Raw genomic sequence first — 15894 nt, forward strand, 5'->3', positions numbered from 1 at the left:
GACACCAAAAGGCGCACTAAACTGTTGCCACAGTGCGCCATCCTCGCTGACGCTCCAAGCCTCCCAACTCTCCGGTTCATCTAATCCGGCATTAGCATAATAGACATACAAAAACCCCTGCCGTAAGGCACGCAGCGCATAATGATAGCCCGGTGCCGAGGGTTCTGGCGTTTCCGCCCACGCCGGCAAGATTTCCGAAACATTATCGGGCACCACGGTATAACGCACCGGCAACAACGCCGGCCCGGTGGACTCACACGTCCAACAAAATGATTGATTCATCTCAACATCTCCTGGTTCTCTACCCTTCATCTTTCAAGCTGCTGCTTTGTTGGCTGCTTTCACTCACCCCAGTCACATCGTTATCCATGCTCCTGGGGATTCGTTCACTTGCCGCCGCGCTGCAACTCGAAATCTATTAGGTATATGTCAATTCAACTACCGAAAATCCAGCCGAATATATCCCCGGTTGTTAACCCTGATAAATACGGGGAACAGTCAATTGATGCCGGTACTGCTTAATTGAAAGTTAACCAGAATAAAAATAATCGCGAAGGCCAATCACCTGCCCTCAAACTAATAGATTCATTAATTGCCTACAGGGTAACTGAATAATTCAATCCTCCCTGTGGGTGCGGATTAAAATCAAGTCTTTTTTTATCAAAAAGCACAATATGCTTAATATCAACGGCAAAAACCCATCATATTTAAACCAAATATAAACAGAATGTCATTTGTTTATATAAAAAGATTGCATTGATTTAAATAATATGAAACCCATTCACCCTTCCGATATTCATCCCTTTCAACACCATTGAAATAAAGTCTATTTTTATATTATTTTCAATATGTTAATTAATGAACAAAATACAGTTCAAGCATTATTATACTCTCCACCTCACGATTAACATTCACTATCATCAATACGTTACCGATGCGTAAAAAAGAATGATTCTCAGTTATATTATGAGAATGAGAATAGATTTCATTATTTAGCATAACTCCATCGATAATATACTCACCCTGATTTATCCTGCATGACAATCGTAGCAATCACGTTCTCCGGTAAAAATACATCATTGTGTAACTCACACAGCCATATATCGGCTGGCACAGCTTTGCCACTTTCTATCAATATATTGTCGCTCTTGATTCCAAAAATGATATACCCGTTATCCTTCAAGTTGCCTCTTTGTTGGCTGCACTCTCTCACCCCGGTCACATAGTTAGCTATGCTCCGGGGATTCACTCCCTTGCCGTCGCGATGCATCTTGAAATCCATAGGGTATATATCTCCAATCGATCACCAAAGAGATATAACCGCAGTCCAAATGCGGCCAGCCATATTATCTCCTCCACTTTTACCTTTATAGACGACATTTAGAATACCCAATATCCCCATGCGAAAACATTCACATTAATCTGAGATAATTATTGCATCCATAGTAGTCAGAAGGTCAAGGATTGGTTGGCACGGCATCCGAAATTTACCCTTTTGTTTTTACCAAGCTATTCCCCCTGGTTGAATAAAATAGAACGACTCTAGCAATCGTTGCATGAGACAGTCACACGGAACCATAACTGCCAATCTATGTGGCTATTGCTAAGTTATGTTGATGCTTTCTTGGTGTCGATTTCAGCACAGCAAAAACCAGGAATGAATAAAATCGGTGGAGCATCATGATGAATTCTTATTTAATTACTCTTAATAATTTATAAAAACAAAAACCACACAATGAAACATATTTTTATATATAGAAAAGAAAGCCAGATTAAATTAAATCCCAATCAATAATAGCAAAAACTTAATTAAATAACTCATATAGTAATTATCACCTCCTCTTTACAACTGATTGCCAGCATTCTATTCAAGGACTGAGCTAAAGCAGTTTTATTCTCATTATCCTCCAATAAAAATAAAAACGGACCTGTCTAATATCAATTCAATATATTCAGATAATGAATACCATTTCCCGATTAATAACGACTAATTAGCAACGACCAATTAACAATTTTTTGACACTAATTTTCCTAACAATAAAATAATTCATCTTATGATCCAGAATAAGATATTTTATTTTTTCCCATTTTTAAGATAATATCGATTAATTAACTACAATTTTCATTAGTTTGCACCCACCTATGGCAATGACATATACATAATAGATTTCGAGTTGCAGCGCGGCGGCAAGTGAACGCATCCCTAGGAGCATAGATAACGATGTGACTGGGGTGCGTGAAAGCAGCCAACAAAGCAGCGGCTTGAAAGATGAAGGGTATAGATTCAAATTAAAGCCTAGGCTCTTAATACAAATTATTATTAATTGGCTCTGCAATACGTCATCTTGCGGAGAGGCTTTTCTATGTTAACAACGTGAGAACGGAATCACGTAAGGGAGAATTACAATGAATAGGGAAAATATATCCGCCGATGCCGATGCATTGTCATCCGCTCTTAACTGTTGCCGATTATTGTTACAATTAGCTCAAGGTGAAGCTCGGGAACCACAGCCTCTGCTCCCCCATAACAAACTGAAACCCGCGATAAAAGAGTACGGCAAGGAACATGATGTCGATCTGGCATTATGCCATTTAACATTCCCCAAACTGACTCCCAAGCTATTGCCCTTAGCCTTTCGCGACAAACAGGGGGGATTTGTTGTACTGGCGCGCCTTTCCCCCGATCAGGCCCTGATCCAGTCTCCTTATACTGTTTCACCCGAAATACTTCCCATCAACGAGCTAGAAGCCAGATGGAGCGGGGAAGTGATCCGGTTACGGGAGGCTTCCTTCAAGTTCGATGTCTCTTGGTTTATACCCGCGTTTATTCATCATCGCCACCTCCTCGGCGAGGTGCTGCTTTTTTCCCTGATGCTTCAGCTACTTGCCCTAGTCACCCCGCTATTTTTCCAAGTGGTGATGGATAAAGTGTTGGTACACAAGGCATTGTCCACCCTGGACGTGCTAGTGATAGTACTGGTGGTGGTAGGGCTGTTCGAGGTAATGCTCCGAGGGCTGCGCGAATATCTTTTTGCCCACACCGCCAACCGCATCGATATCACCCTAGGGATCAAACTGTTCCGGCATCTACTCGGCCTGCCCCTGCTCTACTTCAAACACCGTCAGGTAGGCGCCATCATCACCCGGGTGCAGGAGCTCGACAGCATTCGTGATTTCCTGACCGGCTCTATGCTAACCCTGTGCGTAGATGTGGCCTCCACCTTTATTTTCTTCGGGGTAATGGCCTGGTTATCGCCAACCCTAACCTGTGTGGTTCTGGCGGTATTGCCACTCTATTTCTTACTGGCCTGGCTGAGTTCCAAACCGCTACAACAGCGTATCGAACAACAGTTCCAGACCACCGCCCTCAATGCCTCATTCCTGAATGAGTCCGTCAGCGGCGCCGAAACCATCAAGAGCCTGGCGGTGGAACCCAGGATGCAACGGCGCTGGGAGTCTCAGACCGCAGACATGGTCGAAGCTGGTTTCCGCACCCAGACCCTCAACAGCTTCATTAGCCACGGAGTTATGTTGTTGCAGAAGGCGACCGGCGTCGGGATCATCTGGCTAGGCGCCAATATGGTGATCTCTCTGGAGCTCACCATAGGTCAATTGATCGCTTTCAACATGATGGTGTCCCACGTCAACCAACCCATCACCAAGCTAATCGACCTGTGGCAACAGTTTGTCCAAACCCGGGTTGCCGTCGACAAACTCGGTGACATACTCAACCTACCCGTCGAGCAGGAGCAAGGGAACATTCGTCCCCAGCAACCACTCTCCGGCGATCTGCAAATACGCAACCTAGTGTTCCGCTACCAGCCCCATCAAGCCCCCGTGTTGCAGGGAGTCACCCTGCATATCAGGTCCGGCGAGAACTTAGGCATAGTCGGTCCCTCCGGTTCGGGTAAGAGTACGCTGACCCACTTGCTACAAAAGCTCTATGCTCCGGACGAGGGGGAGATCTTGATCGACGGCATTCCCCTGCATCGGCTGGACCCCGGCTACTTACGCGGCCAGATCGGGGTGGTACTACAGGAGAACTACCTGTTCAACCGTAGTGTGCGCCACAACATCGCGCTCAAAGATCCCTCCGCCTCGCTGGAGAAAGTGATAGCCGTCGCTAAGCTGGCGGGCGCACATGACTTTATCCTGCAACTACCTCTGGGTTATGACACGGTACTGGCCGAGGCTGGCAGCTCCCTATCGGGAGGACAGCGCCAGCGCATTGCCATCGCCCGGGCGCTGATGGCCGACCCCAGGATCTTGATCTTCGACGAGGCGACCAGCGCCCTTGATGACGAATCCCAAGCGCTGATCCAGGCCAATATGGCCGAGATCGCGCTGGGACGCACCGTCATCACCATTGCCCACCGCCTGTCCACGGTGCGTCACTGCGACCGCATCATTACTTTGGAGCAGGGCCTTATCACCGAGTCAGGCAACCATCACCAGCTTCTGGACAAGGGCGGCTGCTACGCCAGGCTGTGGCGGATGCAACAGGAATTACGCAAGGAGACGGAGTGATGTCATTCAAGCACCTAAAAACCGTCCTCCGGGCCTGGCGGCGGGAGCGTAACGCTCCCAAAGCGACAAAACGCACTCGCGACGAGTACGAGTTTCAGCCCAGCTATCTGGAGATCGTTGAACGACCTCCCGCGCCTTGGGCAAGGTGCACGGCAATAGCACTGACCCTGTTTCTACTGGTGGTTCTGCTCTGGTCTATCGTCGGTCATCTGGACATCCATGCCAACGCCACAGGCAAGCTGCTGGTATCCAGTCACTCCAAGGTGATCCAGTCCCTCGAGGTCGGCGAGATTGTGGCAATCCATGTGCGTGACGGACAAAGGGTGAAGACCGGGGATGTGCTGATCAAACTCAATCCCATAGGCGTCGAAGCCGAGCTGAAAGAGCTACAGGAGCAGCTTAACTTCAAGCGATTAGGACAGGCGAGACTACAGGCTCTGCTAACCGACACCCCCATTGAGCATTTCGCCGTACAGGAAGGTATGCCACAGGCACAGGTCGAGCTGGCCAGAGAGCACCTGGTCAGCATCTGGAAAGAGGTAATCGCCAATCTAGCAAGTCTGGACAGCGAGATGAGCGTCAACCAAGCCAGCCAGCGTATGCGCAGCGCCGATATCACCGCGCTGGAAAAGTTGATGACCAATATCAAAGTGCGCCTTGAAGCCCATCGTACCCTGGCTGCCAACAAGCTGCTGCCCAAAGTCGAGCTGCTGGAACAAGAGAGGGAGAGGCTGGAGATCGAACGCACCCTTTCTCAACAGCATGCCGAGCTGGCCGTCCTCAAGGAGCAATATCAGGTACTGAAGGAGAGCCGGGACCGCTATCTCGCCAAGACCCGCCGGGAATACTACGACCAACTAAACGAAACTCAGACCGCTATCGCGGTCATGACACAACAGTTGATAAAGGCCGGCGAGAGGCAACGGCTGCAAAGCCTGCGGGCACCGGTCGACGGCGTGGTGCAGCAACTCGCGATCCACACCCTGGGGGGCGTAGTGCAATCGGCCCAGCAGCTAATGGTGATCGTGCCCGATGATACCCCGCTGGAAGCCGAGGTGATGGTATTGAACAAGGATGTGGGGTTCGTACACGCTGGTCAGCCGGTGGAGATTAAGGTCGACTCCTTTCCCTATACTCGCTACGGCACTATACGGGGCAAAGTCGCCCACATCTCCAAGGATGCGGTTAAGGATGAGCAACTAGGCTTGGTATTCCCTGCACAGATCCGGATGGCGCACTCTTCTATCGCAGTGGACGAGCATGAGGTACCGTTGCAGGCAGGCATGAGTGTCACCGCCGAAATCCGCACCGGTGATCGCCGGGTGATCGACTACCTACTCAGTCCACTACAGCAGTACCAATCCGAAGCATTGAGGGAACGATGATGTCAACCATTGAATCTAGCCTATCGGAACCGTCCATCATCGACGAGCCCAAGGCCATAACGGATGGCGGCCTTCTGGCTCTGGCCCATGCGGCTCGCCATTTCAATTTGTCGGTGGAACCGGAACAACTGATCCACCGTCTCGGACGTACCCAAGGGGTCTCGGATAGCCAAGACCTGTGCCGCTGCGCCCAGTGGATCGGCCTGAGGGCACGCCACATCTCCACGGATATGAGCCGGCTCGATACCCTGCCCCTTCCCACCCTGCTGGACACGGAACAAGGCTGGCTGGTGCTAGAGAGAGTCGAAGGCGAGTTCATTAGCTTGTATCAGCCAAGCACGGGTAAAATATGTCGCTATCCCCGAACCGTCTTCGCTAGCCATTGGCAAGGCGGCGCCGTGCTGCTGGCGGAGGCGACCGAACAGCCGAAACGGCAGCGGTTTGGCTTCGGCTGGTTCGTGCCTTCCATCCGCAAGCATGTCACCCAGTTCAGGAACATACTCCTGGTGTCTCTGATGCTACAGGTGATCGCCCTGGTGACCCCCATACTGTTCGAGAACGTGATCGATCGGGTGCTGGTCAGCCGCAGCCTATCGAGCCTACAGGTGCTAGGGATCGCCATGTTGTCCCTGGCTTTGTTCGAGCCCGTCCATGGCTTTCTTCGCTCCTGGCTGTTCGCCAACCTCGCCAGCAAGGTCAACTCCGAGCTCTCCAGCCGCCTCTATCAACATCTAGTGACCCTGCCCATAGGCTATTTCCAGCAGCGTCAGACCGGTGAGATCATCGCCCGAGTGCGCGAGATGAACCAGATCCGCCAGTTCCTCACCGGTTCAGCGCTGACTATGGTGCTGGATTTAGCCTTCGTCGGCCTGTTTGTAGCCGTGATGTTCTCCTACTCCACCAAGCTAACCTGGCTGGTGCTCGGTTCCCTGATGCTCTACTTCCTGTTCTGGTTGGGGGTCGGACCCATGCTGCGTGCCCGGGTGTTGCGGGAGTACGAACTAGGGGCCGACAACACCGCCTTCCTGACCGAATCAGTCACCGGCATCGAAACCATCAAAACCAGCGCCACCGAAGCCGGTTTCCTACACCGCTGGGAACGGCAGCTATCCGCTTTCGTCCGCGCTTCATTCCGCGCCAAGGTGGTAGGGATCTTGGCTGGTCAGGGAATCGACCTGATCCAAAAGCTGACCTCCGCCCTGCTGCTGTGGTGGGGCGTTACCCTGGTGATGGAGGGCAAGCTCAGCCCAGGGGAGCTAGTGGCCTTCAACATGCTCTCGGAACACGTGACCCAGCCGATTCTGCGTCTGGCTCAGATCTGTCAGGACTTCCAGCACACCCTGATCTCACTGCGCAGGATTGGCGACATTCTCGATGAGGAGGGGGAAAGTGGCAGTGGCGGCCTGGCCTCCGTACCCAAATTGCGCGGAGGCGTGAGCTTCAGGGGCGTGCGCTTTCGCTACGGCGAGGAGGGTCAAGAGGTACTACGCAACCTCAACGTCGAGATTCATCCCGGCGAATTCGTCGGCATCACCGGGCCGTCCGGCTCGGGCAAATCCACCCTAGCCCGGCTGCTACAGCGCCTCTATGTGCCCCAGCATGGACAGGTATTGGTGGATGGGATCGATTTGGCGATCGCGGACCCGGTGGCACTGCGCCGCAACATGAGCGTAGTGTTGCAGGAAAGCGTACTGTTTACTGGCAGCATCGCCGAGAACATCCGGTTGTGCCGACCCCAAGCCAGCGATACGGAGGTGCATGAAGCCGCGACTCTGGCTGGTGCCGATGGTTTTATCAAAGCGCTGGACCAAGGCTATGAGACCCAAGTCGGCGAACGTGGCGGCCAGCTCTCCGGCGGGCAACGCCAACGTATCGCCCTGGCCCGAGCGTTGCTGACCAACCCGGGGATACTGCTGCTGGATGAAGCCACTAGTGCCCTGGACTACGAATCAGAAGCGGCGGTGATGACCAACCTACAGCGCATTGCTCAAGACCGCACGGTGATCAGCGTCGCCCATCGCCTGAATACCCTGCGCCATGCCCATCGAATTCTGGTGATCGACCAGGGTCAGGTGGTCGAACAGGGCAGCCACGATCAACTGCTCGCCTTGAACGGGCTCTATGCCCGGCTGTGGACCTTGCAGATGAAGGATTGAGTCCCAGATCGCAAGCGACCAGCCGTGTCCGCCATAACTATTCTTAAAGTGTTGTAACGCATAAATACCAAAGTAGGATTTTCCTAAGGAGAACCATCGTGCCCAATAACAGCTACCAATCGCTGCTCGCGTCTGCGCAGACGACCTTTAAAGAGATGAGGAGCAAACCGAAGATCCAAACGCTGACCCAAGAGATCAAGCAGGGGTTCCGTGAAAACGGTCGCAAATGGACCCCTAAGCTAATCCAGCAGCAGAGAATGCTGGAACAGACGCTGGAGAAAAACGCTTATTGGCACTACAGCAATGACAAGCCGGTCGGTGTCAGCAGCCTCGACAAGAATGAGCAACAGGAATTTGTCGGTTATATCAAGGCACTGGCGGCACGCACCACGACGGCCGACATCTTGGTGCAAGGCAGTGAGAAAATGGCTCTGTCTTTGCAAACTGATGCCGTTATAGGCAACGCCGAAGCTTTCCGGGTGCTGCCCAAGGATTTCGCACAACGTCATGGTGCTCGCGGCAAGCTTGGTGCGCGGCTAACCATCAACGTTGACAAGGCGCATTTCAACGCGCTTGCCCGGACATTGACCCAATTGTTCAATGATGACAATCGCGGCTGGCTAGAGCAGGCCAAAATCATGGGGCCGAAAAATCTAGGCAGTCGTACCGATCAGGCCGTGATCTACCTTTCCAGAGCCGGGGTCGAGCATGCCCAGACCATCAGCGGAAAACTCGGCGAGTTGCTACCAGCAACGGCCTTTGTCGAGCACACCCCAACGGGTATGTACCGCGTGAGCAAAGGCATTTCCTACTCTGAAACGGCCGAGGGTGGATCGAGCAGTCACGGTCAGTCCCGAGCACAACTAATCGCGGCAGCGGGTACCCAGTCCTTGCTTACCGATACTCCGATCGAGAAGAGCTTAACGCGTACCTTGCAAATACGCGGGTACGATGTACACAACCCGGCGTTGCTCGCACAAACGCTACGGGATCGCGAGCTCAAGGGAGAGCTGGTGTCCATGAGTGGTGAATACGAACCCCGTCAGGGTAGCACCGACATCCAGCAGTTCACTCACGATCCAGTGTTGTTCGCCAGATCCAACACCATCAGTGCCGAGACATTAATCAGGTCGGGCAGCCCATTGGTTGAACGCAACCAGGCTCAATTCGCCACCTACCACGGCGTGGCTGCCGGGGTGCGGATTGACGATATGTCCATCCAGAACGGTGGGCAGGAAAACATCAACAACGTGGGCGAGCGTTATGCGATCGCCGAAGCTTACCAGCATAGTGTGCAAGGCACCGCATTTGCCGATGGACTGCGCAACTTCCGCGATATCAGCATCCCGGGGGTGTACGACAGGATGTCAGTCCTAGAGATGAAGCGCCTGTTTCTCAAAGGTCTGCTTACCCCCAAGCAACAGGGTGCCTTGAGCGCTCGCATTACCGAAACCAGTCAAGCTGAGTACATCGACAAGGTATTGAAGTGGACAGCAGTGTACAGCGAGAATTTTCATCGCGCCGGTAGCAGTTTCGACCGTCTGATGCCGCAAGACTTTTATCTGTCTCTGACTGGCGATAAGTCCGGCGGCCGTTGCTATCCCTTGGTCAGGGCCATGACGGTAGCACTGGCCAGTAGTGGCGAAGCGGGTATCAATAGTCTGGTGGAAAAACTCTTTCTGGCCGCCGCCGATCCCCAAGCAGGCAGTTCCACGCTATTGAAAAACAGCCTGCTCAAGCTGCACTCCAATATTGAGGCCGTACAGGCATCAACGACGCGGGGGCGGGTCACATTGTCCGAGGTGGTTTCTCTGCTGAAAAAGGCGACCGGAACCTCGACATTCGCACTTAATACCCCGGATCACTCGATGATGGTGGGGAGTACAATCGTAGCCGAAGGGCGTCGTTACTATTTCTATGACCCGAATGTCGGGATTTTTGCCTTCAACAACGCAGCCCACTTCTCCCAAGCCATGAAGCAACATTTGGTAAAGCACAAACTGGCCGTTCACTACGGTTCGCTTGGCAGCGAATCGGTCCCTGTCTTCAATCTGGTGGCGATCGATGCCGACAAGATGGCCGAGGTGTCGGTGGGTAACGGCCTGAACGTAGCCGACCTGACCCGCCCCGGTGAACTGGCTACGGTCATGGAGCAACGGCGGCAAGTTGAGCAGACAGTCAACGCTCAGGTACGGATTGCCAAGGATACTCGACTGCACACCGCGTTGATGACCCTCGATGCCGAGCAGTGGGGAGCAAGGTTCGACGAGGCCAGTACACGGCTCGCTCAGGAAAACCATCTTGACCAGCGCTGGATGCCGGTGATTGGCAATACCGAAGACCAAGGCGAAGGCCGCTACCGGGTTCAGTTTATTAATCGCGACCACCCCAAGGAGACCCGTTGGGTGAGCAGCGATGATGCCACTTTTACCGAATTCCGCCGCTTCGTCGATGAACATATGCTTACCCTGAGCCAGCATTTCACCCTCGAACGCGGCCAGATACGGCCCAAGGCCGGTGTCAGCGAGGCAGCGCCAGTTGATGGACTGAACGCCGGATTTGCGGTGCAGACATTGATCCAGTGGTTTGCCGACAAGAACCGCCACGATGCGGCACGTGGGATCGCTTCGCCTGATCTAGCCACCGCCCTCAAAGTCCATAGCTACCTCAACTTTGTCCAGATGGCTCACGGTGGCGTGCAAGACGTGACCAAGGTCACTGAACTGGTGCGCACGGCGCTGCGCGGCGAAGTGGTGGCCGCCGAAACCTCATTCAAGGACTTTGCCTCCACCCTGGGGCGTACTGTTAACGAAGGCGCCGGGGTGTTATTTGGCGGAGCTATGGTCGGGCTGGATGCCTATGAGCTGGCCCACGCCGAGAACGATGTGCAGAAGGCGGTGTTCGGAACCCAGTTAGCGTTCGATTCGGCTAGCTTCGTCACTGGCGCAGCCGGGGTGGGAGCCGGATTGGTCGGCGCCTCGACGGCCGGAGCAGTACTTGGTGGGGCCGGGGTGATCCTTGGCGGGCTCGCGGTGGGCTTTACGGCACTGGCGCAAGCCTTTGGTGCGGTCGCCAAGGATGCTAAGGCGGTGGGTCATTACTTCGATACGGTTGACAAAGCCTACAAGGGCAATGGCTATCGATATGACAACGAAAAAGAGGTATTGGTGCCCCTGCCCGGGGCGGTGGTCAAGCGCCTCGACTTGCGCCAGAACCAGATCAGCTTCGACAGCCAGTATATTTACCGCACCCATTCCGGCTCTACCGGTTCAGGAGAAATCAATTACTTCTTCTGGGTTGGTGACTTTCCACGAATGGTCCATGACCGTGGTCAGGCGATCGAGGTGCGCAGTGGCATTGGTTACAAGGAGGTCTCCCGGCCCCTCGGGCACGGTGACAGCAATGTTGTGATCCTGCCGGGTACGCCCAAGTCCTACATCAGCTACGAATACATGCTACTTCCCGGCGCTACCACACGCCACGACGCCGGCTTTGACGTAATCCGCAAACTCGAGGAAGACAAGCCGTTCGACTACGACTTCTACATCTTCCCGGGTGAGGAGACAATCCGCAGGATTCATCATGAGTACGTCGACACCCCGATCGAGGTGGTGCTCGATCAGCGCAACCGGCAACTGGTGGTGCCCAAGCTACCCAAAGAGCTACACGGCTTTTTGCGCTACGAGATCAAGGGAGCGGGCGGCGAGTACCTGATCGGCCTCAACGAAGGCACCCAAGTTAAGCTCACGAGCGATGGCACCAGTACGTTATCGCGCTGGATTATCGACAGCAGCCAACTCGCCAGTGGCAGTATCAGCGTGTCGAAGAACCGACTGGTGGTCGGTGGGGTTGTGGTAGAGCTCGACCCGGCCCAGAACGGGCAAGTATTGGTGGTCAATGGCAAGGGTGAAGTGCGCGAAGTCGACTTTGCCGGCCTGACAACTCAGGTAGTCAGCGAAGATGCAAGCAAATGGCAAGTGCCCGGCCAACAAATCGAGCAGCACCTGAGTGATTTAGCCAAGGCGCATCAATTGCACAGGCAGTACGTGGTGGTGGAGAATTACCGCCACAACGGACGTGATGTTGGTCGAGCTTTCTACGACGTAGCCAATGAGCGGATGCTGTTCACCAACACCACCCACAAACAGGCCGGACATGCCCAACTAGGCGCAGTGATGGGCGACCATGCCTATTTCTTTGATGCCGACAACGCGGCAGCATGGCGGGTAAATGTCGCCACCGGACAGATCGACGCGCAGTTTGAGCCGTGGTTCAGCCAGAATGCGGGTAAGATCAGTCGACTATGGCAGGAAGGAGATGCGGTCTACCTGGCACGAAGTTATCAGCTAAAGAAGAGAGAGGCTGAGCTGAGCTATCGAATCCTCGGTGATCGAATGGAGTTGGTTAGTGTGGTAGGTGATGATGCACTGCTCCAGCTGTTGGCACGCACCGACCGGCATAGTGATGAACTCAAGGTCATACTTCAGGACTACGAGAGCAATAGCACACAACCTGAAACTCCGATGTATACGCTGGGCGCACGGCTGATCCAGCCGACCAATGCGGCGCTAGTCACGGTGTTCGGCGTGGATGCGGCTGGCATACCGCACCGCTACTGGATACTCACCAGCGATGGGACGTTGATCAAGCCGAATCTGGCGCCACCGGCGGATCAGACTTTACAGTTCGAAGGGCACGAACAGACCCGCAGTGCCTGGCCGATACCGGCTGACTTGGTGTTGGCGGGCAGTCTTCCCCGCCCCGCTAACACGGAAGTGTTCTTCTTCTACAGCAAGAAACAGAAAACCCTGTTCCGCCAGGAAGGTCCCGGCCAGGCTATTCTCGACGCCAGACATCCTAGTGCATTGCGCATCAGCACTCCAGCGTTAGCCAACCTGATCAACCTGAACGGTAACCTGCTCGCCATCACCGAGGATGGGCGTGTGGCCCGGCTTGATGCACTGGGGCAGCTTAACTACGAAGCGGTCAACGAGCATTGGCTCAAGGAACGTACCCACTGGTGGCAGGATCTCGCCAGCGTCACCGACGGCAAAGCCACTCTGGCGGTGTTCGGGGTCAAGGCCACCGACGGTAAGAGCCTGCTGCCGGTGTGGTATCACAATGGTCAGGTGGTGGTGGTTTCCGCTCCCTTGCAAGACAAGCATCTACAGTTCCTGGGATTCGAAGAGGACGGCTCCAGCGCACGGCTGTTCGAACCTACCAGCGGTAAATTGTATCGTCAGCCACCTATGACTGCCGACACGCTGGCTGCCGCGTTCGGTACCGACGAGGTGCTTGAAGTTTCGGCACAACTTCCCACTGCCAGTGAGTTGACACCCGAATTGCATCTCAAATCGGCGCAACAGGTCGATGCTGGCATGCGCCTGATCACGACCAAGGGCGAGATCTTGCTACGAGCTGACAACGGCAAGTTGCAGCTAGTTGGCGTTGACAAAGGCTGGCAGCAAAACAACTTGGCCCACCTGCCACAGGCACTTACCAAACTCGCCGACCAATGGCAAGCCAAAGGAGTTCTGACTTTGCAGGACAATCATGCACTAGGCTGGTTCGATGTCGACAGCGGTCAGGTATTTTCGGGTAATGGCATCCCTGTCTCGAACAATCCGCGCTTCGTGGGGATCGTCGCAAGCGAAAAGGCAGCGTATGTGTATAGCCCAACAACCCAAGCACTGTATCAGGTCAAGGATGGCAACGCGCAAATCCTCAACAGGTTCACGGGAGTGGAGCGCGTCGGTTCTTCCCTTCTGCTTCAAGGTGGGGGTGTAGGCGGCAGCAAAGACGAACTGACGCCACCGCTCATTGCCGGTGTCGACAGCGTGGTACTGCATGGCGGAGCCGATAGCGATACCTATCGCCTCAGTCAGGCGATATGGTCCCATTACCGTACGGTAGTCATCGACAACAACGATTCGGGCCAAGCCCCAGACCGCCTGATTCTGCCGTTGGCTGATCCAGAGAACATTCTGGTAAGCCGCCGTGATGACGATTTGATGTTGACCGATTCCAGCAACGGAACGGCCTTGGTGGTGCGTCAGGTATTTGGCAGCCAAGCCACGGCCCATCGGCATCTGGAGATCGAGCTAGCGGGCACCTCGTCGGTGATCAGCGTGGACCACCTGGTCGAGAACTTTACCCAGCGGGGTTACACCAAAAGTGGACTGGTAGAACTGTCTTGGGCCAGCAAACAACCCGTCATCACGCCCAATACAGTTGCTGCTGTCCCGGACGCAGGGGGGCCGAGTCTGGCGAAGCTGAGCGGGGCAATGGCCTCGTTCCCTGATATTGGCGGTGCCCGCGAGCCCCTGCCGCAAAACCGTCAGGCCACGCAGGCGATGCTGGTGCCATCGCTACTCTAAGGTGGCACCAGAAACAACAAAAGGGGCGCAATGCCCCTTTTGTCTAGATCGCTGACAAACCTCGTTTAAAATAACGAGGTTTTTGCTTTTATCATGAATAATAATATTTCCTATTTTTCCTCATTAACCTGCTTTAACTGCCTTTCAGGACGCTATTTAAAACCTAGGCCGCATAAGGGAGAAAACTTAAAATAACCTGACGATGTAAAGACACCCTTTTATGTTTTTTAAGATAATCAACTCTTTTTTCAGGATTTAAATCCTGCCTAATTAACCCATTTTTTTCTTGCTGATTTCTTTTCAATTTTCGGTTAATAATTAATGGATTTAGATTAAATGCAATTAACTGTCCTGCTAATAACCTTTACTTATTGGGTTAAATCAGGATTTTATATGATTATATGAAGTTTTTAATCTCTCTGTATTATCACTTTCAAATGGTCATGATAGGTTAAATAAATGTAAAATAAGAGGAAGATCAAATGCATTAAATCTGATAAGAAACAAGCCGTTTTTAATGACTCGGTATTTTTTCAAATAGGGTATTAATGGAAAGCTGATTTTTTTAACCCTTAGCTGACATATTATCGATAAAAAGGAGTTTGCAATTATTAAAAAGAGAAAAGTAAAAAGAGAAAGTGAATAATGTTAAAAAGGTTAAAGGTATAAACCTGTAAAACGATTATTATCCCGGTGGTTTATTATTTTTTAATTGAAGATTTATTGAGTGCATGACTTTTCATTGAGCGGTTTGTTTAAACCGAATGGTTTTTCCGTTTTTTGGTGATTTTTTCGCGGCTAATATGCTTAATGAGGTTAAAGGTTTTAATCTCATCACATATTCTTGTTATTAAGTTAACTCTGCCATTTTAGTTACCACATTAATCAACTTAATCCCCGTTTTCCCTGACGTTTTCTCTTTTAATGTCGGTATAGCATCAAGTTTTTTACTCGCGTTGAAAAACCTTTAATCACGGTCTCCTACCTTTAATGATGACGTTTTTTACCGATTTTTCCATCGTGGGCTCGCCCTGCCCCAATGGTCAGGCCCGAGGCGTAAAACCTCACCCGAAAACTGAAAGCGTCCGGGCGGGCATAAGGAAACAATATCTCCAGCCTTACCGCGATTTCCCAACATTTAATATAACCGATTCCCCATTATCAGGATTAAATAACTCGTTCTTGATCACATTTCGCACTATCCATTCAGACAATAAATTAATCACACATTAGAATAGTTTGCTTATATCACTATCAAATTATCAATATTTTCTATGGAAAGATTACCGTTTCATCACCGAAGCCCGATTAACTTAAGAAAAGAGAGAGTACGATGGATAAGCGCAGCACCCCGTTGGTCAGGGCCACGAGTTATCTTTTAATTTACCTTACCGCCGTTTATCCCCTTCATCCGGCTATCGCCGCCGGCATCACGCCGGATAATAGCCA

General features: G+C 52.4%; 6 protein-coding genes and 1 pseudogene. 5 read left to right on the forward strand and 2 right to left on the reverse strand.

Annotated elements, in window-relative coordinates; all coding sequences use genetic code 11:
* Nucleotides 1–282: toxin VasX (locus tag D3222_RS21995; protein WP_339367483.1), on the reverse strand; the 282-nt coding region annotated here is incomplete at its 3' end.
* 736 nt (nt 283–1018) lie between these two features.
* A complete protein-coding gene (locus D3222_RS25230; protein ID WP_157975402.1) occupies nt 1019–1282 on the reverse strand; it encodes a hypothetical protein in 264 nt (87 codons plus the stop codon).
* 102 nt (nt 1283–1384) lie between these two features.
* Between D3222_RS25230 and D3222_RS22005 the strand changes: the two are divergent.
* From D3222_RS22005 to D3222_RS22025, 5 genes and pseudogenes are all read left to right on the forward strand, one after another.
* Nucleotides 1385–1684, forward strand: a pseudogene (locus tag D3222_RS22005) (transposase); the annotation flags it as partial.
* 722 nt (nt 1685–2406) lie between these two features.
* On the forward strand, nt 2407–4527 hold the full coding sequence (locus tag D3222_RS22010; RefSeq protein WP_118988020.1) for a type I secretion system permease/ATPase: 2121 nt from the start codon (nt 2407–2409) through the stop codon (nt 4525–4527).
* Nucleotides 4527–5912 carry an HlyD family type I secretion periplasmic adaptor subunit gene (locus D3222_RS22015; protein WP_118988021.1) on the forward strand — a complete coding sequence of 462 codons (1386 nt, stop codon included), beginning with the start codon at nt 4527–4529 and terminating at the stop codon, nt 5910–5912. Before D3222_RS22010 ends, D3222_RS22015 begins: the two co-directional genes overlap by 1 nt.
* Nucleotides 5912–8068, forward strand: coding sequence for a type I secretion system permease/ATPase (locus D3222_RS22020; protein ID WP_118988022.1), 2157 nt, complete (start codon nt 5912–5914; stop codon nt 8066–8068). Before D3222_RS22015 ends, D3222_RS22020 begins: the two co-directional genes overlap by 1 nt.
* A gap of 98 nt (nt 8069–8166) precedes the next feature.
* Nucleotides 8167–14445: a TcdA/TcdB pore-forming domain-containing protein gene (locus D3222_RS22025; RefSeq protein WP_118988023.1), complete on the forward strand. Its 6279-nt coding sequence runs from the start codon at nt 8167–8169 to the stop codon at nt 14443–14445.
* The last annotated feature ends 1449 nt before the right edge of the window (nt 14446–15894 follow it).

This window comes from Photorhabdus sp. CRCIA-P01 (genome assembly GCF_003545805.1).
Classification (GTDB): domain Bacteria; phylum Pseudomonadota; class Gammaproteobacteria; order Enterobacterales; family Enterobacteriaceae; genus Photorhabdus; species Photorhabdus antumapuensis.